General features: G+C 59.7%; 17 protein-coding genes. 4 read left to right on the forward strand and 13 right to left on the reverse strand.

The genetic code is table 11. The features are described from left to right. Positions 1-34 precede the first annotated feature (34 nt). The 3 genes from BT119_RS19245 to BT119_RS19255 are packed head-to-tail and all read right to left on the reverse strand — an operon-like array spanning position 35 to position 5,790. The gene (locus tag BT119_RS19245; protein WP_003431378.1) at positions 35-1,495 is read right to left on the reverse strand and encodes an AdeC/AdeK/OprM family multidrug efflux complex outer membrane factor; all 1,461 of its coding nucleotides are present in this window, start codon (positions 1,493-1,495) and stop codon (positions 35-37) included. Continuing rightward, the gene (locus tag BT119_RS19250; RefSeq protein ID WP_044308897.1) at positions 1,492-4,626 is read right to left on the reverse strand and encodes an efflux RND transporter permease subunit; all 3,135 of its coding nucleotides are present in this window, start codon (positions 4,624-4,626) and stop codon (positions 1,492-1,494) included. Before BT119_RS19250 ends, BT119_RS19245 begins: the two co-directional genes overlap by 4 nt. Positions 4,627-4,629: 3 nt before the next feature. Further along, positions 4,630-5,790 carry an efflux RND transporter periplasmic adaptor subunit gene (locus BT119_RS19255; protein ID WP_003363822.1) on the reverse strand — a complete coding sequence of 387 codons (1,161 nt, stop codon included), beginning with the start codon at positions 5,788-5,790 and terminating at the stop codon, positions 4,630-4,632. A 254-nt stretch (positions 5,791-6,044) separates the two neighbouring features. Between BT119_RS19255 and BT119_RS19260 the strand changes: the two genes are divergently transcribed. The 3 genes from BT119_RS19260 (at position 6,045) to BT119_RS19270 (ending at position 8,314) form a co-directional block, all read left to right on the forward strand. Continuing rightward, entirely contained in the window at positions 6,045-6,704 is a 660-nt protein-coding gene (locus BT119_RS19260) for an auxin-lysine conjugate-binding transcriptional regulator PmeR (protein ID WP_003363819.1), read from the forward strand. Between the two features lie 292 nt (positions 6,705-6,996). Beyond that, positions 6,997-7,200 carry a hypothetical protein gene (locus tag BT119_RS19265; protein WP_003363818.1) on the forward strand — a complete coding sequence of 68 codons (204 nt, stop codon included), beginning with the start codon at positions 6,997-6,999 and terminating at the stop codon, positions 7,198-7,200. Then, positions 7,181-8,314, forward strand: coding sequence for a DUF3396 domain-containing protein (locus BT119_RS19270; protein ID WP_032609153.1), 1,134 nt, complete (start codon positions 7,181-7,183; stop codon positions 8,312-8,314). Before BT119_RS19265 ends, BT119_RS19270 begins: the two co-directional genes overlap by 20 nt. Before the next feature lie 14 nt (positions 8,315-8,328). Here BT119_RS19270 and BT119_RS19275 read toward each other — a convergent pair whose 3' ends face one another. Next, positions 8,329-9,843 carry an MDR family MFS transporter gene (locus BT119_RS19275; RefSeq protein ID WP_371857183.1) on the reverse strand — a complete coding sequence of 505 codons (1,515 nt, stop codon included), beginning with the start codon at positions 9,841-9,843 and terminating at the stop codon, positions 8,329-8,331. A 109-nt stretch (positions 9,844-9,952) separates the two neighbouring features. Beyond that, positions 9,953-10,099: a hypothetical protein gene (locus BT119_RS27310; RefSeq protein ID WP_175550595.1), complete on the reverse strand. Its 147-nt coding sequence runs from the start codon at positions 10,097-10,099 to the stop codon at positions 9,953-9,955. A 189-nt stretch (positions 10,100-10,288) separates the two neighbouring features. Between BT119_RS27310 and BT119_RS19280 the strand changes: the two genes are divergently transcribed. Beyond that, positions 10,289-10,528 (forward strand): hypothetical protein, encoded by a 240-nt coding sequence (locus BT119_RS19280; RefSeq protein ID WP_072366699.1) that lies wholly within the window; start codon positions 10,289-10,291, stop codon positions 10,526-10,528. Here BT119_RS19280 and BT119_RS19285 read toward each other — a convergent pair whose 3' ends face one another. From BT119_RS19285 to BT119_RS19320, 8 genes are all read right to left on the reverse strand, one after another. Next, a complete protein-coding gene (locus BT119_RS19285; protein ID WP_003406312.1) occupies positions 10,529-11,152 on the reverse strand; it encodes a flavin reductase family protein in 624 nt (207 codons plus the stop codon). It lies immediately after the preceding gene. A 143-nt stretch (positions 11,153-11,295) separates the two neighbouring features. Further along, positions 11,296-11,613: a hypothetical protein gene (locus tag BT119_RS19290; protein WP_003363807.1), complete on the reverse strand. Its 318-nt coding sequence runs from the start codon at positions 11,611-11,613 to the stop codon at positions 11,296-11,298. A 591-nt stretch (positions 11,614-12,204) separates the two neighbouring features. Next, positions 12,205-13,530 (reverse strand): MFS transporter, encoded by a 1,326-nt coding sequence (locus BT119_RS19295; RefSeq protein ID WP_003363806.1) that lies wholly within the window; start codon positions 13,528-13,530, stop codon positions 12,205-12,207. A 215-nt stretch (positions 13,531-13,745) separates the two neighbouring features. Further along, positions 13,746-15,293, reverse strand: coding sequence for a J domain-containing protein (locus BT119_RS19300; protein WP_072366701.1), 1,548 nt, complete (start codon positions 15,291-15,293; stop codon positions 13,746-13,748). Further along, entirely contained in the window at positions 15,290-16,984 is a 1,695-nt protein-coding gene (locus tag BT119_RS19305; protein WP_003363802.1) for a molecular chaperone HscC, read from the reverse strand. The genes BT119_RS19300 and BT119_RS19305 overlap by 4 nt, the downstream gene beginning before the upstream one ends. Positions 16,985-17,150: 166 nt before the next feature. Beyond that, a complete protein-coding gene (locus BT119_RS19310) occupies positions 17,151-19,526 on the reverse strand; it encodes a PAS domain-containing protein (protein ID WP_072366703.1) in 2,376 nt (791 codons plus the stop codon). A 223-nt stretch (positions 19,527-19,749) separates the two neighbouring features. Further along, on the reverse strand, positions 19,750-21,084 hold the full coding sequence (locus BT119_RS19315; RefSeq protein ID WP_072366705.1) for a sigma-54-dependent transcriptional regulator: 1,335 nt from the start codon (positions 21,082-21,084) through the stop codon (positions 19,750-19,752). Positions 21,085-21,090: 6 nt separating this feature from the next. Then, positions 21,091-22,848, reverse strand: coding sequence for an ATP-binding protein (locus tag BT119_RS19320; protein WP_054082088.1), 1,758 nt, complete (start codon positions 22,846-22,848; stop codon positions 21,091-21,093). Positions 22,849-22,907: the final 59 nt, after the last annotated feature.

A 22,907-nucleotide genomic window follows, 5' to 3' on the forward strand; every position in this document is an offset into this window, starting at 1 on the left:
CTGATCAGGTGGTTTTTTTGTGTGCCGCTGTCAATCAGAACAGCTGAACCGAAGGCTTCTCCTTGGAGATGGTTTCGGTCTGTCCGGTTCTTTCATACCAGCCGCCGCCGAGGGCCTTGTACAGGTTGACCTCGCTGGTCAGCTGCGACAGGCGATCGGTGATCAGCGTTTGCTGCGCACTGAACAGCGAGCGCTGGGCGTCGAGGAAGGTCAGGTTGCTGTCGATGCCGATCCGGTAGCGACGCTCGGCCAGACGGTAGTAGTCCTGGTTGGCTGCGACGAAGTCGCGTTGCGCCTGGAGCTGCTCGTCATAGGTCTTGCGTGAAGCCAGGCCGTCGGACACTTCCTGGAAAGCGGTCTGAATCGCCTTCTCGTAGTTGGCGACGCTGATTTCCTTCTGGATTTTCGAGTAGTCCAGGCTGGCGCGCAGGTTGCCGGCGTTGAAGATCGGGATGTTGATGCTTGGCTGGAACAGCCAGGCACCCGATCCGCCCTTGAACAGGCCGGACAGCTCGCTGCTGCTGGTCCCGGCACTGGCCGTCAGGCTGATGCTCGGGAAGAACGCCGCACGTGCCGCGCCGATGTTGGCGTTGGCCGCCTTGAGCGAGTGCTCGGCCTCCAGAATGTCCGGACGACGCTGCAGCAGGTCGGACGGCAGGCCTGCCGGCATTTCGGTCAGCATGTCGGAATCGAGCAAGTGGCTGGCCGGCAGATTGTCAGGCAGGCTGGTGCCGAGCAGCAGCACCAGGCTGTTCTGATCCTGGGCAACCAGGCGCTGGTACTGGGCCAGTTTGGCGCGCGCGCTTTCGACGGCGGTGCGCGACTGGCTCAGGTCCAGTGCCGAAGAAACGCCGACTTCGCTGGCACGCGAGGTCAGGCGGAAGCTTTCTTCGTAGGTCTTCAGGGTGTCCTGCGTCAGCTTGAGCAGTTCCTTGTCGGCCTGCCAGGTCATGTAGGCATTGGCGACGCTGGCCACCAGACTGATCTGGGTGCTGCGACGCGCTTCCTCGCTGGCGAAGTAGGTCTCCAGCGCCTGCTCGCTGAGGCTGCGGACCCGGCCGAAGAGGTCCAGCTCGTACGAGCTGACGCCCAGGCTGGCCGAGTAGCTGCTGGTGATGCCGGACTGACCGGTTTGCGACTGGTCGGCTGGCACGCGCTGACGTGTACCGCTGCCGGTGGCCGAAACAGCAGGGAACAGGTCCGAGCGCTGGATACGGTACTGGGCGCGGTAGGCGTCGATGTTCAGCGCCGCAACCCGCAGGTCACGGTTGTTGAGCAGTGCAGTCTGAATCAGCTGTTGCAGCGCCGGGTCATTGAAGAAGTGCCGCCAGCCTTGTTCCGCGGCGGCCATTTTGGCGCCTTCGACCGGCGAGTACGCCGGCCCTTGCGGATATTGTGCGGCGACCGGTGCTTCCGGCTGCTTGTAATCGGGGATCAAAGAGCAGCCGCCGAGAATGAACGCGGTAACTGCAAGTGAGATCAATGACTTGCTCATTGGCCAGCCTCATCGTGTGAAATATGTTTCTGCTTGCTCTTGAAGAGCCCCGAAACCGTTACGAAGAACAGGGGCACCCAGAAGATCGCCAGAATAACTGCGGTGATCATACCGCCAATTACGCCTGTACCGATCGAATGCTGACTGCCCGAACCTGCGCCCGAGGAAATCGCCAGCGGTACAACGCCGAGGATGAAGGCCATGGAGGTCATGATGATCGGGCGCAGACGCATTCGGCAGGCCTCGATCGCCGAGTCGACCAGGCTCTTGCCCTGTTCGTGAAGCTCTTTGGCGAACTCGACGATCAGAATGGCGTTTTTCGCCGCCAGACCTACCGTCACCAGCAGCCCGACCTGGAAAAACACGTCGTTGGACAGACCGCGCAGGCTGGTTGCCATCAGTGCACCGATAACCCCCAGTGGCACCACGAGGATGACCGCGATCGGAATCGACCAGCTTTCATACAGCGCCGCCAGACAGAGAAACACTACCAACAACGACAGGGCATACAGGGCAGGGGCCTGCGATCCGGACAGGCGTTCCTCGTAGGACAGACCGGTCCACGAAATGCCGATACCTTGTGGCAGCTTCTTGGCCAGCGCCTCGACTTCAGCCATTGCCTCGCCGCTGCTGTAACCAGGGGCGGGAGTACCGAGCACTTCCTCTGCCGCCACGCCGTTGTAGCGTGACAGTTTCGGCGAGCCGTAGGACCATTTGCCGCTGGCGAAGGCCGAGAACGGCACCATCTCACCCGCGCTGTTGCGCACGTACCATTTCTTCAGGTCTTCAGGTGTCATACGCGCACCTGCATCGCCCTGAATGTACACCTTCTTCACACGGCCACGGTCGATGAAGTCGTTGACGTAGCTGCCACCCAACGCGATGGACAGGGTGTTGTTGATGTCCGACAGAGTGATGCCCAGTGCACTGGCGCGCTCATCGTCGATGATCAGTTGGTACTGCGGTTCGTCGTTCAGCCCGTTCGGACGTACGCCCGCCAGAATCTTGCTCTGTGCGGCCATGCCGAGGAACTGGTTACGCGCTTCCATCAGCTTGTCGTGACCCACGCCGCCCTGATCCTGCAAGTAAACGTCGAAGCCGGTGGCGTTACCCAGTTCGAGTACCGAAGGCGGGACGACCGCAAACACCATCGCGTCGCGCAGGCTGAAGAAATAGCCCTGAGCCCGTTTGGCCAGTTCGAAGACGCTGTTATTGGAATCACGCTCCTCCCACGGCTTGAGCATCACGAAAGCAATCGCCGAGCTTTGACCGCGGCCCGCGAAGTTGAAGCCGTTTACCGAGAACACCGACTTCACTGCGCCGCTTTCCTTGGTCAGCAGGTACTCACGCATCTGATCGATGACTTCCTGCGTACGCGCGGTCGAGGAGCCGGCCGGTGTCTGGATCTGGGCGAAGATAACGCCCTGGTCTTCTTCGGGCAGGAACGCAGCCGGAATACGCATGAACATGAACACCATGCCCGCACAGATCAGTATGTAACCCAGATACGCAGGCCACTTGTGCTTGAGCATGTTGCCGACGCCGCGCTCGTAACTCAGAACGCTGCGGTCGAAGGTGCGGTTGAACCAGCCGAAGAAACCACGTTTCGGTTGCCCGTGCTTCTCGTGATCGATGGGCTTGAGCATGGTGGCGCACAGCGCCGGGGTGAAGATCAGCGCAACCACGACCGACAGGGCCATGGCCGAGACGATGGTGATCGAGAACTGCTTGTAGATCACCCCGGTGGAGCCGCCGAAGAACGCCATTGGCAACAGAACCGCCGAGAGCACCAGGGCAATACCGACCAGCGCGCCCTGAATCTGAGTCATGGATTTGATCGTGGCGTCGCGCGGGGAGAGCTTTTCCTCCTCCATGACCCGCTCGACGTTTTCCACCACGACAATCGCATCGTCCACCAGCAAGCCGATGGCCAGCACCATACCGAACATGGTCAGGGTGTTGATGGTGAAGCCGAAGGCGGCGAGGATACCGAACGTACCCAGCAAGACCACCGGAACCGTCATCGTGGTGATGATGGTTGCGCGGAAGTTCTGCAGGAACAGGTACATCACCAGAAACACCAGCACGATCGCTTCGATCAGGGTGTGCACCACGCCGTTGATCGATTCGCTGACCACCGGTGTGGTGTCATACGGGTACACGACTTTCATGCCAGGCGGGAAGAACGGCTCCAGCGAGGAAACGGTCGCGCGGATGGCCTTGGCGGTGTCCAGTGCGTTGGCGCCGGTGGCGAGTTTGATGGCCAGACCGGAAGCCGGTTTGCCGTCGAACTGCGAGTCGGTGCTGTAGTTCTCTGCGCCCAGGCCCACGGTGGCGACGTCTTTCAGGCGAACCTGCGAGCCGTCGGTGTTGACCTTGAGGAAGATATTGCCGAACTGCTCGGCGGTCTGCAGACGGGTCTTGCCGATGATCGTGGCGTTCAACTGCTGGCCGCTGATCGATGGCAAGCCGCCCAACTGGCCGGACGACACCTGGACGTTCTGCGCGGTGATCGCGTCTTTCACGTCTACTGGCGTCAGCTGGAAGTTGTTCAGCTTGGCCGGATCGAGCCAGATACGCATGGCGTACTGCGAACCGAACACCTGAAAGTCACCCACACCGGAGGTCCGCGAGATCGGGTCCTGCATGTTCGACACGATGTAGTTGGCCAGGTCTTCCTTGCCCATGCTGCCGTCTTCCGACACCAGGCCGATCACCATCAGGAAGTTCTTCACTGCCTTGGTGACGCGGATACCCTGTTGCTGCACTTCCTGCGGCAGCAGCGGGGTGGCGAGGTTGAGCTTGTTCTGTACCTGCACCTGCGCCGTATCCGGGTTGGTGCCCTGATTGAAGGTCGCCGTGATGGTCATGCTGCCGTCGGAGTTACTTTCCGAGCTGACATAACGCAGGTTATCGATACCGTTGAGCTGTTGCTCGATGACCTGAACCACCGTGTCCTGCACCGTCTGGGCAGACGCGCCCGGATAGGTGACCTGGATACCGATGGCAGGCGGTGCGATGCTCGGGTACTGATTGATCGGCAGGCTGGAAATCGACAGCGCGCCGACCAGCATGATCACGAGGGCAATAACCCAGGCAAAAATGGGTCGATCAATAAAAAATTTCGACATGGGTTACTCCCCTTTGCTGCCTGCGGCTTTATCAGTGGCCGGGGCAGGTGCCGGGTTTGCTCCTTTGACGTTGGTCGCTTCGGCGACTTTCACTTCGGCGCCGGGTTTGACGTACTGCAAGCCTTCGGTGATGACACGATCGCCTTCCTTCAGGCCGTCTTCGATCAGCCAGTCGCTGCCCACGGTGCGATTGGCCACCAGCGTACGCATTTCAACCTTGTTGTCCTGATTGACGACCATGGCGGTCGGCGTGCCTTTCAGGTCGCGGGTCACGCCTTGCTGCGGTGCCAGAATGGCTTTCGAGTTGACGCCAGCCTGCAATTGGGCGTGAACGAACATGCCCGGCAGCAGACGGTGTTCAGGGTTCGGGAACACGGCACGCAGGGTCACGGAGCCGGTGGTCTGGTCAACCGACACTTCGGCGAATTCCAGTTTGCCTTCCTGGCCGTAGACGCTGTTGTCTTCCAGTGTCAGCTTGACCTTGGCGGCGTTGTCGCCGGCTTTCTGCAGCTTGCCGCTGTCCAGATCGCTGCGCAGCTTGAGCATGTCGGCAGACGACTGCACCACGTCGACATAGATCGGATCGAGCTGCTGGATGGTTGCCATCGCGTCGGTCTGCGCGCTGCTCACCAATGCGCCTTCAGTCACCGCAGAGCGACCGATACGGCCGGAAATAGGGGCCAGCACCTTGGTGTAGCGCAGGTTGATCTGGGCGGTCTGCAGGCTAGCCTGAGCTTCCTGGGTGGAGGCCAGCGCCGTGTCGTATTCCTGACGGCTTACCGCTTGCTCGCTGACCAGTTGCTTGTAGCGATCGGACATCGACTTGGCGGACTGCAGGGTGGCCTTGGCGCTGTTGGCGTTGGCCTCATAGACAGCCGGGTCGATCTGATAGAGCTGCTGACCGGCTTTGACATCGCCACCTTCGGTGAACAGACGCTTGAGAATGATGCCGTTGACCTGAGGGCGAACCTCGGCGACGCGGAAGGCGGTGGTCCGGCCTGGCAGCTCGGTGGTCAGGGTATACGGCTGTGCTTTGATGGTAACGACGCCTACCTGAGGGGTTTGCGCAGGCGGGGCGGCCTGTTCCTTCTTGCTACAGCCACTGAGCAGGGTTGCCAGGGCGACGGCAGTGACCAGAACGGTAACAGCTGGCTTGAATTGCATGAAGATCCTCGGGGCAGGAGCCTGTTATCTCAACAGTACGTTGAAGTGTAAAAAAATATTTCGGCTAGATAAGTAGCATGCTAAGGAATATACTTACATTCGCGGCTGTTTGTAAACACCGCAATGCGCATTCGGCCACTATTCAGGGAGCCGGGAGCCGATTCGGGACAAGGCGAGACAAATGCCGCCCGGCCATATCTCGAGGCATGACGCAAGACGCGTGCCTGAGGTGAATTTTTTGAGGTCTTATTGCCATGGTTCGTCGCACCAAAGAGGAAGCTCAGATCACTCGCAGCCAGATCCTGGAGGCTGCCGAGCAGGCTTTTTATGAGCGAGGCGTCGCCCGCACCACGCTGGCCGATATTGCGACGCTTGCCGGTGTGACGCGAGGCGCCATTTATTGGCACTTCAATAATAAGGCCGATCTGGTGCAGGCCATGCTCGACAGTCTTCAGGAGCCTCTCGACGAAATGGCGGAGGCCAGTCAGAGCGAGGACGAGGAAGACCCGCTGGGCTGCATGAGAAATCTGTTGATTCACCTGTTTCATGAACTCGCACTGGACCCGAAAACCCGTCGCATCAATGAAATCCTGTTTCACAAGTGCGAGTTTACCGACGAGATGTGTGATTTTCGTCGTCAGCGCCAGGACAACGCCATACAGTGCCACGACCGTATCACCCTGGGGCTGAACAATGCCGTACGCCAGGGGCAATTGCCCAAAGGGCTGGACACGGCCCGGGCTGCAGTGGCCCTGTTTGCCTACGTCAATGGCATCATCTATCAGTGGCTGCTGGTCCCGGACAGCTTCTCGTTGCCCGCAGAGGCCGAGCAACTGGTCGACGTGTGTCTGGACATGCTGCGCTTCAGTCCGACGTTGCTGATCAATGACACTCGCTCAACGACTGGCGTCTGACTAAACACGACCGGCGGCACCCGCCGGTTCCGCCTCCCAGCGACTCTGTGCAGAGCCTAACTCCAATTCGTGCCTCTTATATAGCGGGTTTACCGATCGTTTATCGGTATTCATGGATTGCGCTCGCCGTGTAAGCATCGGCGAGCGTTGATCTGACAAGATATTGTAGGAAGCAGGTAGGACATTTCCTGATACATGTAGCTGATTTCCCAAAGTAAATTCCGAGTATTGCTCCGCAGGAAAACTCCCTTCACTCTTCGCCCCCTGAAAGAACAGAAGAGAGGAGAGTTGCATGTTTTTGCCGGATCTTGCGCTTATGTGCCCTGAAATCATCGCCAGTTACGTTGATGTCCAATCGGGCGGGCAGGGTCTCGGCTACCCCATGAGCGGGGAGATTTCCGGGCTGATCAAAACCTGTGAAGGGCATGCACGCACGCGCAAAAACCTGACTTCCGCGAATAATGGGAGGGCGGAGCATGTCGGACACTGCAACTGACGCTGTGAGGTTATTGGCCAGGATCACGCAACAATCCGAGCGTGTGGCCATGGATTCCGTATTGGGCACACCGGTCATTCGATTGGGGTTGATCACCACGCTGTATTTTCGCAACGGCCACAGCGTGGAGATGAAGCGTCGCGTCGAGGCCTGTTTTTCGCGCTTCTATGACGCGTTCAAAACGAAACTCAAATGGCAACTGTTCAAACGCATGCGGCGCCTGAGCGGCACCGGGTTTGCCTCGACCCGGCGTCAGATTGTCGAGAGTCCGCCAGACGAGCAGTTCATCTGGTCTATCGCCAGTGCGACTCAGGCTGAAGTCGCCACCTACAGCCTGTTTGTGATGAACACCTCGGAGGGGCAGGCCGACAACGATCGATCGTGTCTGAAAATGGTCTTGCCCTGGTCGTATCTGACCGAGCCCGAGGGGTTGAAGCATTACGAGAACTGGATCAGGTACCTCAGCAGCGAACTGCAGGCCGAGCACGGCTTTGGTGGTCTTGCCTGCGTATTGCCGTGTGACGGTCATCAGTATTTGCCTTGGGAATATCGGCTGGCTCAGGATTACAGCGGGCTGATGGTCGACCCCGGCCCGCACATTGAAAGCCTGCGCCTGCTGGACCGTATCAAGGGTGTCAGTTGGTACACCGTGCTCGGTGATGCGTTCGTCAGGCAGTTGGGAGGCAGCGACAAAATGCGCGGCGAGATGAGTGCACACAGCGAGATCGTGTTCCACACCTACCGCAACGGCCTGATCATTCGCGCCGGTGAGGTGCCCGAGTTGGGTGGGCGAGGGCTGCCGCCGCCAAAGCCTTATGTGACGGTCAACAGGATGATCAAGCCAATCCGCTTGCAGGACACCGGCAATCTTCATCCCTACCTGGCTCCAGGAATTGGCTTTACCGATGAAACCACTGCGCAGTGGTATGCGCGATTCGATGAAAAGCCGCTGCCGCCGGTCGATGCCGGGCAAGTATGCCCTCGCTCAGGCAGCTGGTTCAGCAGCGCTCAGTCAGGCTCCCGTCGGCACTTCGATGAGGGCGAACTGATGCCTGCGTTTGCCCATATAAAGAGCAAGAAAACGCAGTGGTTCTGGGCCGGGATGCCTTCCTGAGCCCGAGAAGCGAATCAGTCCCGTCCTCGCAATAGCGTATTGGGCATCACTGCGGCTGCCGCAAGGCCGAGCAGCGAAATGGCCGCGCTGGTGATCAGCAGGTTTCTAAAGGTCAGTGCCAGTTCGGCGCGCAGGGTTTCCAGCGCGGGTCCGGTGGCCGCGTTCAGACTGTCGAGCAGGACGTTGCCGGAGCTGCCTTCGCCACCCAGCGCCCCTGCACCGAGTTGACCGACGCCGGTGTGCTGCAACATGGCCAGCAGCAGCGCCGACATCAGTGCCACGCCCACGGCGCCACCCAGCGAGCGGAATAGATTGGTCGTGCTGGTGGCCACGCCCATATCCCGCGGCTGAACCGAATTCTGAGTGCCCACCAATGAGGTGGGGAACTGCATGCCGGTCGCAACCCCCGTGAGAATCATGAACAGGCTCATCACTATCAGCGATTGCGGCGGCGTGAAGGCCATGCCCAGAATCGCAATCGGCATCAGCAGCGCACCGGTCAGGATAAGCGGCTTGTAGCGCCCGGTATGCGCGGTGCGTCGCCCGGCGAAATAGGCACCCATCGGCATGCCGATCGCCAGCGGAAGCAAGTGCAGGGCGGCGCTGTCTGCTCCGCCACCGGTGACGGTCTGGTAACGCAGCGGCATCAGGACAATCAGGGAGATGGCCTGAAAGCTGGTGAAGAACACGGTGCACCAGCACAGCACCGCGCTCTTGTTGGTGAACAGATGCATGGGCAGCAAGGGTTCGGCCGTGCGACGTTCATACCAGACGAAAATAGCCAGTGTCAGCAGGGCGGTGCCCAGTAACAACTGAACCTCGGTATCGTCCAGACCGTGCCCTTGGCCAATCTCGGTAATCCCCAGCAGCAGCGCTGTCAGGCCGATGATCATCAGCACGGTACCCAGATAATCGATAATCGGCTTGCGTTGCGGTACTGGCAGGCCGACGAGGGTCCGATACGCGACGATCAGCGCGGCGGCCCCCAACGGCAGATTGATCAGAAACACCCAGCGCCAGGACAGGTATTCAGTCATCAGGCCACCGAGCACCGGCCCGGCGACGCTGGCCACGGCGTACATGCTGCTGAAGTAACCCTGATAACGGCCACGCTCACGAGGTGGAACGATGTCGGCGATGATCGCCTGGCTGACCGAAACCATCCCGCCCGCGCCGATACCCTGAAGGACGCGCGCCAGCACCAGTTGTTCCATGCTTTGCGCCAGACCACAGAACAGCGAGGCCAGGGTAAAAATCCCCAGTCCGAACAGCATCAGTTTACGTCGTCCGTAAAGATCGCCGAGCTTGCCGTAGATCGGCACAGCCACGGTCAGCGACACCATGTAGGCGGAAATAACCCACGCCAGTAGATCGATGTCCCTGAACTGGGCGGAAATGGCAGGCATCGAGACCGCGACGATGGTTTGGTCCAGCGCGCTGAGCAGGACTGCCATCATCAACGCAAACAGGATGCTACGAATGTCCGGAGGCGTATGAGTAAGACTGGTCAAGGCAAAACCTGATGGCAGTGTTGACCCGCCGCAAGTGTGGCGGGAGAGTCTGGCCAGTCTAATCCGATAGCTTGCTAATCGATAGGTGCCTTTGCGGAATGGCGATGCAATTCACGCTGTGCGAGCCTCATCGCAAGGCGCTGAAGGTGGCATCGGTTGGCACGCAATGGCCAAACGTACAGCTGGAGACATAAGGGGCCTGGCGCGCCAGTTCGTTACGATAGGCGCCGGCGGTGTAGACGGCCAATACCGCCAGAGCTCCTGAGACAACCATGCATTTTCTTGTTATTGCTTTCATGACGCACTCCTTACCTCGGCTACAGAGCAGTTTGAAAGAACTGATTAGAGTGTAGGACAAGGTTGGGTTTTGCGTCGGCTGCCGTTATCGCTGAATGCCGCATGTCGGACGAACCGGAAGACGCGCTAGAATTCGCGCTTTGACGTATTGGCAGGGTTGAGACACATGGCACGCAAGGAATACAACGGGTTTGAAGTGGTCTCGGCAGTGATGCCGTCCGAGCAGGGTTATAACGCGGCGATTGCCGTAAAGGCGCTGGGTGCCGGCGGCGCACCGCGCTTCCATGCGCTGCTGCCGGACCAGAAATTCAAGACCGCCGATGATGCCGACCTGGCCGCTGTGCAAGAGCTGAAGCGGCTGGTCGATATTGATGCAGAGGGCGAACCGGTCTGGGCTGACGCCTGATCAGGCGCCTGGGCGGAACATCTTGAACAGCGCTTCCGGGCCAAGCTGGAAGTAATCCGCCGGGCCGCCGCCGCGCAGAATCGGCTCGGCGGCGGCAGTGTCGTAAACGCCGTCCTTGAGCAGTGACTTGTCGATGTGCACCGCCACGACCTCGCCCAGAATCAACCAGCTGGGCACCAGTTCCTTGTCGGCGCGTTGCAACTGAATGATCTGCGTGACCTTGCACTCGAACGACACCGGCGTTTCGAGTACACGCGGCACCGAGACGATCTGCGAGGCCAGTGGTGTCAGGTTTGCCAGCTCGAATTCGCTGACATCCGGCGCTACCGGTGCGCAGCTCTGGTTCATGGCTTCGGCCAGCGAGCGGGTCGCCAGGTTCCAGACGAACTCGCCGGTCTGCTCGATATTATTGAGGCTGTCCTTGCGACCCACGCTGCAGAACCCGATGATCGGCGGCACGTAGTTGAACGCATTGAAGAAGCTGTAAGGTGCCAGGTTGAGTTTGCCGTTGGCATCCTGCGACGAAATCCAGCCAATCGGGCGTGGGCCTACAATCGCGTTGAACGGGTCGTGCGGCAGGCCGTGACCCTTGGAAGGCTCGTAGGAGTGAATAGCGTCTGACATGCTCGGTTCCTGATGGGCTCAATAATGGATGTCAGCATAGTGCTGCGCATTTGCAGAGGATGCCAGAGCAGTTCGCGTGTTTCACTCTGAGCCAGACATGAAGAAGCCCGACATTGGCCGGGCTTGGGATGTTGCGTGAGCGATCAGCCCAGACGATTGGCGCCTACGCGATCTGCACCGTCTGCCGCAAGACGATTGGCACCGACGTGGTCTGCACCATCGGCAGCCTGACGGTTGGCACCGACGCGATCTGCACCATCAGCGGCCAGACGATTGGCACCGACGTGATCGGCGCCGTCAGCAGATACGCGGATCGAGCCGACGTTGGTATGTTTGGTACCGCCTTCAGCAACGAGGGTGGCGCTGGACAGGTCGCTTTGAACGTGGGTGACTGGAAGTGCAAATGCGCTGGAAGCCAGAACAGAGATAGCCAGGCCAAAGATCAATGTGTTGGTTTTCATGATGATGTCTCCAATGAGTGTCGGGTGAGTTGTCATCCCGGTATGGAGGCAATGCTACGCGCCAGCGGATTATTAAGAAGTTAATAGGATTGCTAGCGATCATCGCTGAAAATGATAGTTGGCTGTAATGCTCTGGTTTCGGGCCTTTCAGGCGGGGTTGCATTATTGTGGTGCAATTCTTGAAAAGTCTTGTAATAAAGGCCCTTGACAAATTAAAAGTACAGCTAATTCAAGCGGTTATTGCTGAAAGTTGGCCAAATGATGCACCGCCCTGTAACACTCTGTTGCAGGTCATGGATGTAATTGATTGTTTAGTAGCGGCTGATGTATCGATGCGGACGATGATATTGATCGTTGTAAGCGAGCTTTATGACTCTCGTGCCTTGGCAGAGTCCTCAGCGTTATACACAGGCCTCGATAAGCCCGAAAAATAGAGTGAACGGGGCGGCGATCCCCATTGCTCACGAAGAGTCAGTCATAACGCTCTATTTCTGGAGGTTGTACCGGCCTCTTCGCGAGCAAGCTCGCTCCCACGAGATTTATATATAACGATGAGAGCGGAGCCCGGGCACGAGAATCGTCGCAATCCGATCAGTCAGTTTCGATGCGCGAGTGCTTGCGGGTATCTTTCATGAACACATACACCAGCAGCGAGCAGGCGATACAGGCAGTGACGTACCAGTAGTAACCGGTTTCCATACCGATGCTCTTGAACCACAGCGCGATGTATTCCGCAGTACCGCCGAAGATCGATACCGTCAGGGCGTAAGGCAGGCCGACGCCCAGCGCGCGGATCTCGGTCGGAAACAGCTCGGCCTTCACCACTGCGTTGATCGAGGTATAACCGCTGACGATGATCAGCGCCGCCATGATCAGGAAGAACGCACCCCACCATGTCTGAATGGTATGCAGCGTGGTCAGGATCGGTACGGTACACAGCGTTCCCAACACGCCGAACGCAATGAGGATCGGACGACGCCCGACCTTGTCGGACAGCGCGCCGACGACCGGTTGCAACAGCATGAACAGAAACAGTGTTGCCGCTGATATCGACGTCGAGTCGGTGATGCTCATGCCGACGGTGTTGACCAGATACTTCTGCATGTAAGTGGTGTAGGTGTAGAAAGCCAGTGTCCCGCCCATGGTCAGACCGACGACGGTCATCAGTTCCTTGGGATGACGCATCAGCGTGCGCATCAGGCTTTCCTTGGGCTTTTCCTTCTTCTTGCGCGTGAACGATTCGGTTTCTTCCATGCCACGACGCAGGAACAGCGCGACGATTGCGCACAGGGCACCGATGACGAACGGGATGCGCCAGCCCCAGGCATACAGTTGCTCGGTGGTCAGCGTCTGTTGCAGCACGATCAGCACGCCCAGTGCGATGAGCTGGCCGGAAATCAGCGTCACGTACTGAAAGCTGGAGAAAAAGCCGCGACGTTCCTTGGTGGCCATTTCGCTCAGGTAGGTGGCGGACGTGCCGTATTCACCGCCGACAGACAGCCCCTGCAGCAAGCGGGCGAACACCAGCAGGATCGGAGCACCGACGCCGATGCTTTCATAGCCTGGTGTCAGGGCAATGATCAGCGAGCCGAAGCACATCAGCAGCACCGAGGCCATCAGCGCAGCCTTGCGCCCTTTGTAGTCGGCGTAAAGCCCCATCAGCCAGCCACCGATGGGCCGCATCAGAAAGCCGACGGCGAAGATCGCGGCGGTGTTAAGCAGCTGCGCGGTGGTGTCGCCCTTGGGAAAGAAGGCTTTGGCGAAGTACAGCGAGAAGGCGGCGTAGACGTACCAGTCGTACCACTCGACCATGTTGCCGACCGAGCCACTGAAAATCGATTTGAGACGGCTGGAGGTGGTTTTCTGGCCAGCAGCAGTAGCAGCCGACCCATGGGAGGCGGGATTGGAGGTTTCCATGATGTTCCTTGTTTTCATTATTTTTGGAAGGAGGCATTGGGTGCCCTACCTGTTACATAGCAGGAGCTGTGCCACACCATGAGGGCTTGTTCTAGAGCGGTCGGGAATCTTTGATGAGCAAGAATCCGCTTATCTGCCCGGTTGAGGTAAGCGGATTCTTGCCGATGGGGGCGCTCGCAGCAGGGCGTTCTGGTCGATTGCCGACAGAAGACCGCTCAAGCGCTCAGTTTGGAGGAGAGCAACAGCGCCGCCATGACGATGCTCAGCGTGCCGATGATCACCATGATCGTGTGCCTTGCATAAAACTGCCGAATCCTTTGCCGGATAGGCGCTGTTTGAAACAGGTAGCGATAAGGCGACACGGCGACCCACAGCACCGCCAGCACCAGATAAGCCAGAAGTGTCCGCGGGCCGTCGAGCACCTGGACAAGGCCCAGAAACAAAAAGGGGAGGCCATGCCGCAAGACCAGCGCCTGGGCACCGGGCCAGCTCAGCACCTTGGGCAGTAACTTGCTGCTCAGCCACGCATCGGCTGGCTCTGCCAGAACCATCAGCGGACGCCATACGCAGATGAAGATGAAGAAGCCGACGGTTGTCCAGAGCGGTGACAGGAATAGCACGAGGACCCGCGTTCCCGGATCGTACTCCACACCTTCAGGCGCCAGCGGGGGTGCCAGCAACGCCAGCAGAAACGCGCCTATGTAGACCCAGATGAGCGGCGTGAAGTCGCTCTGCTCACGCATGAGTTTCCAGGCGCTCAGGTCCGCTTCGGGGTAGCGCTTGAGGACGTCGGGGTAGTGAACGGTCAACTGCTCCTGAATATGCGCGCAGGCGTTCCACACCGAAGCGTCTTGCTTGACTGCGGTACGGATCCGCGCGGCCAGACGTGGCGGCTTGAACATCAAGTGCGCGGCCTTGCCTTCGGCAGTGCTTGGTTTGGCATCGAGCAGGCGTTGCAGATGCTCGGCATACTCCACTTCTTCGTATCGCTGGCGCAGCGCCTGCCAGAGGTCTTCGGGACCGGGGTGGAGGTTTTGCTGCAGGTTCCAGCCAAATACCGCGCGCGTCTGTTCCAGCAGGTCAGAGGTCACAGGGTGGCTGGCAATCAGCAAGACCATGCACCTGCATTGCAAATGCTCGCGACGCTCCAGTTCTGTCAACCAGGGCTGTTGTTCCAGCGCCCGAAGTTCTTCAATGAAGCGCGCATGCTGCCCGTTCTCGATGAGTGCGCTGAACGCTTCGAACGCCTCGCGCAATATCGCCTCTGCCAAGGCGTGCTGCTGGTAGCTGCTGATATGAATGCTTTGCCATACCGTCAGCCAGCGCAAATGCTGAAATGCAGCTTTGATCAACTCGACACGGCGCGCCGAGTCGTTCAGGCACTCCAGCAGCAACAGTTGTTGAAAGCGCTCCGCCTGTCCGTGCTCCATGGCGATCTGCTGTTGCTCGGGCAGATTCTGCGCAGTGGTCTGCCTGACCTGTTGAAGCCAGTCCATGCCATCGGGCTGCTCGATAACAGTCGTTGTCAGGAGGGGGGCAGGCGAGGGCTCAGGCAAAGGCTGGCGCAGCATGACGGGCGGGTCATCTTCGTCCGTGCGTGATCGTGCCAGCTGCAGCGCCTCTTCATAGGCATCACGCAGATTCTGGAAGGCTGCCGGGTCTTCATCGGGACGGTTGACCTTCAATAACCGGGCATATTGTCGTTTGATGCTGCGCTCGTCGGCATCGTTATTCAGCTCAAGTACGGACCAACAGTCGATCATCTTGCGCCCTGCTCGAACGTGTCGACTTCCTGTTTGAGTTGCTTGCGAATTTCGCTGATCTGCCGCTCGTCCTGTGTCTCCAGCACATGCTGAAACTGGCTGGTCCAGTGATCGATAAGTTCTCGATCGCTGCCCAGGCATTCCTGGTACAGGCGTTCAAGTCTGGCGATCAGGTGAGTGTTGGCCTGCTGTTCGCGTGGATGGACTTTGAGCGCTTCGAGTACCTGAAGGCGTTCCTGTATTTCATCAGGCGTCATCACGCCAGGGTTGTTTTCGATAACCAGCTTGTGACGTTCCCCGGTCAGCTGTGTCATCACATCGGCCTCCAGCAGGCCGTTATTGTCATAGGTAAAGCGCACATCCAGCGCTACTTCGCCGGCCTTGGCTTTGGGGATCGGAATGATGAGCTCACCCAGCGCAATGTTGTCCTTGACCATGCGACTTTCGCCCTGAAAGATCCGCACCATGACGTGTTCCTGATCATCACTGACGGTCTGAACTGTTTTTACCCGGCTGACCGGTACGACGCTGTTGCGTTCGATAATGGGCAGGTAATGACCGCTTTCATAGCGATTGGCAATTTGCGCGATGGTCTCGATTCCCAGCGTGTAAGGGCATACGTCGGTGAGGACGATCTCCTCCAGCGCTGCGTCCCGCTGCTTGAGCGCCGCTTGCACCGCGGCGCCCTGTGCGACGATTTCATCAGGGTTGAGTGCGATGGAAGGGAAGCGCCCGAACAGGCTCGCGGCAAGCTTGCGGATCAGTGGCATCCGCGTTGTGCCGCCCACCAGCAGAATCTCGTCCAGATCGGCGACGCGTATCCTCGCGTCTCGAAGCGCACGCTCGGCCGGAGCGCGCAGGCGGTTAAGCAGGGGCGCATAAAAATCGCTCATCTGCTCTTGAGTAATGGTCTTGCGCCATTCCCTCTCGGCGTGACGCAATACGAAGTCGGCACTTCCGTCCTGACCCAAAGCCCTGCGCACTCGCTCGGCTTCGCGCCGCAAGGCCGGGGCAATCAGCTCCGTTGACGGGAAGTCCGGCTCATCGCGGTGCAGCTTCACGAAGTGATCGACCATGACCTGGTCGAAATCTTCACCCCCCAGAAAGTTGTCGCCGGCACTGGCACGCACTTCCATCACGCCGTCGAAGAGTTCGAGGATCGAGATGTCGAACGTACCGCCACCCAGATCGAAGACCAGAAACGAAGTTTCGCCTTCCTTCTGGTGAAGGCCATACGCGAGTGCCGCCGCTGTCGGCTCGTTGATGAGCTTCTCGACCTTGAGCCCCGCCAGCTCTCCGGCAATACGCGTGGCTTTACGCTGAGCGTCGCTGAAATAGGCCGGGACGCTGATCACCGCTTCCGTAACAGGCTCGCCAAACGCGCGCTCGACATCGGCTTTCAGGCTTTTGAGGACCAGCGAGGACAACTCTTCCGGGCGGTAAGTAGCAGAGCCCAAGCGAATTTCCTGGGCACTGCCCATGTAGCGTTTGAACAGGGCCGTGGTTTTTTCCGGGTGAGTCTGCAGTCGTTCGCGGGCCGCCTTGCCGACCAGAATCTGCCCGTCATCGTCCAGCCCGACAACGCTGGGGGTGAGAGTTTCACCCAGTGCGTTGGTCACCAGTTCACTGCTGCCGTCGCGCCATACAGCCACCAGGCTGTTGGTGGTCCCCAGATCAATACCAACGATCATCTCGAAAATGCTCCCTGCTCTAAGAGTGTTGCGATGTTTTGCGTGATTCTGAATCAAGGCAACCGGTGTTGTCTTGGTTTTATGCGTGGGAAGTGCCGGGGTTCACTCATGCGTATCAGGCATCAGTGAATCCGCTGGCATGATGGATTCAGACCAATCCACACCATCAGTGTTCGCCGGTACGACTCACGGCCTTGTGCAGAATCGCCGCCAGATCATCTTTGGAGTAGGGTTTCTGCAGCAGGTCGAAGCGGTGTGTTTCGTCCTGAGCGATCGTCGCGAACTCAGTGCTGTACCCGGTGGTAAGAACCACCGGCATCCACGGATAGCGCGCTTCGATTTCGGCGTACAGCTCCAGTCCGCTCATGCCCGGCATGGCGATGTCCGAGAACACCACATGAAAGTTTTCCGGGTTACCGGAGAGCTCTTTCAGCGCCTCGGCGGCACTGCTCACCCAGAGCACCTGAAAGCCCAATTGCTCAAGCATCGGGCGTGTATAGGTGCCGATGTCCTGATTGTCCTCGACCATCAGCACGCACATCCCTGGCAATGGGGGGAGGATATGGTGATTATCTTCCTGGATCACTTCGTGACGTTGTGCGCTGGGCAGGCACAGCGTGAAGCGGCTGCCCTTGCCCAGCTCGCTTTCAACCAGAACTTCACCGCCCGACTGTTTGGCAAAACCGAATACCTGCGACAACCCCAGCCCCGTGCCCTGGCCGACACTCTTGGTGGTATAGAACGGTTCGAAGATCAGCCCCAGCTTCTCCTTGGCGATACCTGCGCCGGTATCGGTCAGCGATACCCTTACATAATCACCCTCACCGAGTGAAGCGGGTTGATCGTCGGCAGCACAGGCAGCGCAATCAACCTTTATGACCAACTTACCCGCGCCGGACATGGCATCGCGGGCGTTGACCACCATGTTGACCAGCGCTGTGTCGAACTGGCTGCCGTCGGCAAAGATGAAGCACGGCTCGGCAGGCAGGTCGATGCTGACCTGAATACGTGCGCCGGTAAGTGTGTCCATCATCTCGCCAATGCGCGCCACACTCTTGCAGACATCGAACACTTCCGGCTGCAAGGCCTGGCGGCGGGCAAACGCCAGCAACTGTCCGGTCAGGCGAGCAGCTCGGTCTACCGTGCTGGAAATGGCCTCGACATACTTAACGCGACGGGATTCTTCGAGGTTAGGCGATTTCAACAGGTCGCTGCAGGAGCGGATCACCGTCAACAGGTTATTGAAATCATGCGCCACGCCGCCGGTCAGTTGACCGATGGCTTCCAGCTTCTGCGCCTGGTGCAGGGCGTCCTGCGAAAGCCGCAACGCTTCATTGGCCTCTTCCTCGGCCTGAATGTCACGGCCGACGGCATGGATGAATTGTTTGTCCGGCACGGCAGTCCAGGAGATGGTCCGGTACGACCCGTCCAGATGGCGATAGCGGTTCTTGAAGTGAGGAATAGTGCGGCCGTTCTCCAGCCCGCTCATGGCGGCCAGCGTACTTTCCACGTCTTCAGGGTGCACCAGTGCCAGGAACTGGCTGTTGAGCAGTTGCTCTTCCGACCAGCCCAGAGCCTGATTCCAGGCCGGATTGACCGCCGAGACGATCCCGTCGAACTGCGCCACCAGCATCAGGTCGGTCGACAGCCGCCAGATACGATCACGGTCCTGGGTGCGTTCGATCACGCGCTGCTCGAGTGTCTCGTTGAGCGACAGCAACGCTTCTTCAGCGTCTCTGAGCTGGGTCATGTCTCGGGAAACACACAGAATCTTTTCCGGTTTGCCATCCTTGCCGAAAATCGGGCTGACCTGCACATGCCACCACTTGGTGGTGCCGGCCATGGTCTGCGCCGAGCCGGTGAAGCTGGCGTTTTGACCCGATCTGGCCGCTTCGACCGCAGCGATGGCGTCCAGATTGCCCTGGTCCTGCCAGAAGTCGGGCCAGGGGCAGCCGCGAATCGCGTTGAAATCGCTGACTTCCATGATCCGCTGGCCGCCTTCGCTCATGAAGGTCAGGCGCGAGTCGAGGTCCAGCACCTTGATGCAGTCGTTGATGCTCGACAGCACACGGTCCGTGAACGCTTCGTTCTCCGACTGACGGGCTTCAGCCATGACCTGCGAAGTGGTTTCGTTGACCCGGCAGAATACCCCCTCGATCAGGCCGCTATCGCCGTACAGTGGAGAATAGGACAGCGACCACCAGGTCTGCTCGGGCTTGCCATTACGGACGATGGTGCGCTGAATATTGTCGGATCGGCGGCTTTGTCCGGCCAGCGCGTGCTCGGCGAGTGGCCGCACGGCGTCCCAGGCATCGCCCCACACCGAGGCAATGGGTTGGCCCTGCGCCTGTCGTGCCGCAATGGGCAGCACCTGAGAGTAAGCGTCATTGAAGAACAGAATGTAGTCAGGGCCCCAGAGCAGGTACATGCTATCCGGGCAACTGAGCATCAGGTTCATTGAAGACAGTAGCGCTGCGGGCCATGCTTGCTTCGGTCCAAGCGCGGACGTAGACCAGTCCGTCTCTCGGATAAACCGACCCATTTCGCCGCCTCCCAATGGGAGGTCGAGGGGAGTATTCACGGTAGAAAATGCCCCATCTTTCGGACTGTCAAAATGAGCTGAATAGCCAGGCGGGTATGATGTCATTATGCCTTGCCAGTATCCAGCCATCACGACCGCACATGGCCGTGACAGTATGCAGACCCGGCGCTGCGGGAAATGTTCGGTTATCGCCGGAACAAGCTGTACGGAATATGCGCAGCCCTCATTCGAGGAACGTTTCGCGTACCAGAGCATGGCGCTGCATCTTCTCGTTCAGCGTCCTTCGAGGCAGTTGCAATTCATTGAGCACCGCCTTGATGTCGCCTTTGTGACGGGCCAGCGAGGCGCGCAGGCATTGTGCTTCGAAGGCCTCCTGACGCGCCGCCAGCGAGTGCCCCGGCCATTGCGTATCAGGTTGCGGCAGGGCTTGCTCCAGCCCCAGGGCCTGGCGCTCGGCGGCATTGGCCAGCTCGCGCACGTTGCCTGGCCAGTCATGGCCGAGCAACTGACCTAGATGTGCGGCATCCAGCGCTGGCGCTTCCCGGCCTACACGCTCGGCGGCGGCGCGGGCGAAGTGGCTGAACAGTTGCGCGATGTCTTCAAGGCGCTCGCGCAGCGGCGGCAGGCGCAGCTCGGCAACGTTGAGGCGGTAGGCCAGGTCTTCGCGGAAGCGCCCGGCACGCGCTTCTTCGAGAAGATCAGGTTTGGTCGCCGCGATGATTCGCAGGTCGACGTCGATACTCTGATTCGAGCCCAGCCGCTCAAGGCGCTTGTCCTGTAGAACGCGCAGCAGCTTGACCTGTTGCGCCATCGGCATGCTCTCGATTTCATCAAGGAACACCGTGCCGCCGTGGGCATATTCCAGGCGACCGACGCGCTTGCCCTGTGCGCCGGTGAAGGCGCCGCTCTCGTGGCCGAACAGCTCGGCTTCGAACAGGTGCTCCGGGATGGCCGCGCAGTTGAGTGCGACAAAAGGTTTGGCGGCGCGCGGCCCAAAATCATGCAGGCAGCGAGCGACCAGCTCCTTGCCGCTGCCGGTCTCCCCGCGGATGATCACGTTGACCGGCAGTTGCGCCAGTTCCAGCACCTGGCGACGCAGGGTCTGCATACCGGGCGATACGCCGAGCAACGTGGCGTCCAGGCGGGTTCTGGCATCGGCCTGCTCATGCAGGCGGCGGTTTTCCAGCACCAGTTGGCGTTTCTCGAGGGCGCGCTGCAGGTTGCTGATCAGGGTTTCCGGGCTGAAGGGTTTTTCCAGAAAGTCATAGGCCCCTTCACGCATAGCCTCCACAGCCATCGGCACGTCGCCATGGCCGGTCAGGAGGATGACTGGCAGGTCGCGGTCTGCGCCTTGCAGCCGGGTCAGCAACTCCAGGCCGCTCATGCCCGGCATGCGCACATCGGTCAGCACGACGCCGGGGAAGTGCTCCGGTATACGGTCCAGGCACTCTTCGGCGCGGGCGAAGACCTGCACCTCGAACCCCGACAGCGTCAGCCATTGCTCGACGGCTTGCCGAATGGGCGCCTCGTCGTCTACCACGATGACCGAATTCAACATGCCGGGTCAGGCCTCCAGAAAGTCATTGGGCAAGCTGAACCAGAACTCGGCGCCGTCCGCATGGTTTTGCGCCGTCAGTTGTCCGCCCAGTTCATGAATGATGGCGTACGACACAGCCAGGCCAAGGCCCAGGCCGTCGCCTACCGGTTTGGTGGTGAAGAACGGATCGAAAATGCTCGGCAGATCCTTCGCAGCGATCCCGCTTCCGTTGTCCCTGACGCTGAGCCGCCACTGGTTGTCGACGGCGTCGATACGCACTTCAAGGCGCCTGGAGCGGCACTCGCGCATGGCGTCCAGCGCATTGCGCAGCAGGTTTATCAGTACCTGTTCCAGGCGGATGGCGTCGCCGCGCACCCATGCCGGACGTGACACATGCAGAACGCAGTCGACGTGCTCCTCGCGCAGGCGCGGGTCGAGCAGCAACAAGGCCTGATCGACCACCGTGGCCAGGTCCAGCCGTTCGCGCAGTCCGCTGGGGCTCTTGCGTGCGAAGGTCTTCAGGTGGCTGGTCAAGGCGGCCATTCGTGTCAGTTGCTGATCGACGGGAACCAGTGCTTTGCAGGCTTCATCGATTCGGCCCTGATCGAGCAGCAGCCGCAGGGTCGCCAGTTGCATGCGCTGGGCGGTCAACGGCTGGTTGATTTCGTGGGCCAGCGCTGCCGACATCTGCCCCAGCGCCGCCAGTTTGGCCGACTGCACCAGACCGTCCTGCGCGGTTTGCAGATCACGCGTGCGTTCTTGCACCAGGCGCTCCAGTTCATCCCGGTTGCGTTCTCTCAGTCGCGCCAGTCGCCAGCGTTGATAGAGAAACAGACTCAGAAATACCAGCGCCAGCCAGATACCCGCGGCAGCCAGTCCTGCATTGCGAACGTCCTCACTGGCCGCGGGCGGCTTGCGCAGCAGATGCAGAGTCCAGTTCTCATCCGCAAGGGGCAGCGACTGCCAGAGATAATCCGTGGTGCCGTCCGGGCCTTCGACACGGCTCAAATGACTGTTTTCGCTGAAGCTGTCGAGGACCCGGCTGCGTAGCGGTGACAATACCTTCTTGTCGTACTGGCGGGTGCGCAACAGGCTGGCACGATCTTCCACCGAGATTGGCAGCAGCTCGCGATAGCGCCAGCCTGGTTGATTGGCGATGAACACGATGCCTTTCTCATCGCTGACCAGCAGCAGGTCCTCACCCTGATCCCACTCCTGCTCAAGGCTCGGGAACTCCAGCTTCACGACCATCGCCCCCATGAACCCGCCGGTATCGTTCAATACCGCACTGGACAGAAAGTACCCTGGAATTCCGGTGGTCACACCGACCGCATAGAAACGCCCGGTGCCCTTGGCGCGGGTTTGCAGGAAGTAGGGTCGAAAAGCGTAGTTGTGGCCGACATAGCTATTGGGCGTGCGCCAGTTGCTCGCGCCAATCGCCAGACCCTGCCGGTCGAGCAACTCCAGCGTCGACGAATGAGCCGCGCTGTTGATCTTTTCCAGCTTGAGGTTGAGGGCGTTCTGCACCTCACCGGTCACCGGGCCGCTCAGCGCGGCACGAATTTCCGGGTCCAGCGCCAGAACGGAGGGCAGGGCGCGATAGCGCTCGATCAGGGTGTGCAGGGTATTGGCATACAGTGCCAGCTGTCCTTCGGCACGCGCGGCATCTTCCGACATGGCGTGACGCTGCGCCTGACGCATCGCTAGCCCGGCGCACAGGGCCGCACCGGCCAGGATCAGCAGCACGTACAGGGTAATGCGCCAGTAGCGATGCTTGAGCGTCATGTCGCAGCCTGATCGGACCCTGTCGGCGCGTTCCCGAGCGAATGCTCACGAACGCGCCA

It is taken from the genome of Pseudomonas sp. NFACC10-1, assembly GCF_900119195.1.
GTDB lineage: Bacteria > Pseudomonadota > Gammaproteobacteria > Pseudomonadales > Pseudomonadaceae > Aquipseudomonas > Aquipseudomonas cerasi.

Bases quoted from the DNA above. Each gene is read 5' to 3' on its own strand.
- BT119_RS19280 (WP_072366699.1), top strand. From the start codon at position 10,289: ATGGCACGCAAGGAATACAACGGGTTTGAAGTGGTCTCGGCAGTGATG.
- BT119_RS19265 (WP_003363818.1), top strand. From the start codon at position 6,997: ATGTTTTTGCCGGATCTTGCGCTTATGTGCCCTGAAATCATCGCCAGT.
- BT119_RS19305 (WP_003363802.1), bottom strand. From the start codon at position 16,984: ATGATCGTTGGTATTGATCTGGGGACCACCAACAGCCTGGTGGCTGTA.
- BT119_RS19250 (WP_044308897.1), bottom strand. From the start codon at position 4,626: ATGTCGAAATTTTTTATTGATCGACCCATTTTTGCCTGGGTTATTGCC.
- BT119_RS19300 (WP_072366701.1), bottom strand. From the start codon at position 15,293: ATGATCGACTGTTGGTCCGTACTTGAGCTGAATAACGATGCCGACGAG.
- BT119_RS19270 (WP_032609153.1), top strand. From the start codon at position 7,181: ATGTCGGACACTGCAACTGACGCTGTGAGGTTATTGGCCAGGATCACG.
- BT119_RS27310 (WP_175550595.1), bottom strand. From the start codon at position 10,099: ATGGTTGTCTCAGGAGCTCTGGCGGTATTGGCCGTCTACACCGCCGGC.
- BT119_RS19285 (WP_003406312.1), bottom strand. From the start codon at position 11,152: ATGTCAGACGCTATTCACTCCTACGAGCCTTCCAAGGGTCACGGCCTG.
- BT119_RS19320 (WP_054082088.1), bottom strand. From the start codon at position 22,848: ATGACGCTCAAGCATCGCTACTGGCGCATTACCCTGTACGTGCTGCTG.
- BT119_RS19290 (WP_003363807.1), bottom strand. From the start codon at position 11,613: ATGAAAACCAACACATTGATCTTTGGCCTGGCTATCTCTGTTCTGGCT.
- BT119_RS19310 (WP_072366703.1), bottom strand. From the start codon at position 19,526: ATGGGTCGGTTTATCCGAGAGACGGACTGGTCTACGTCCGCGCTTGGA.
- BT119_RS19315 (WP_072366705.1), bottom strand. From the start codon at position 21,084: ATGTTGAATTCGGTCATCGTGGTAGACGACGAGGCGCCCATTCGGCAA.
- BT119_RS19260 (WP_003363819.1), top strand. From the start codon at position 6,045: ATGGTTCGTCGCACCAAAGAGGAAGCTCAGATCACTCGCAGCCAGATC.
- BT119_RS19245 (WP_003431378.1), bottom strand. From the start codon at position 1,495: ATGAGCAAGTCATTGATCTCACTTGCAGTTACCGCGTTCATTCTCGGC.
- BT119_RS19255 (WP_003363822.1), bottom strand. From the start codon at position 5,790: ATGCAATTCAAGCCAGCTGTTACCGTTCTGGTCACTGCCGTCGCCCTG.
- BT119_RS19295 (WP_003363806.1), bottom strand. From the start codon at position 13,530: ATGGAAACCTCCAATCCCGCCTCCCATGGGTCGGCTGCTACTGCTGCT.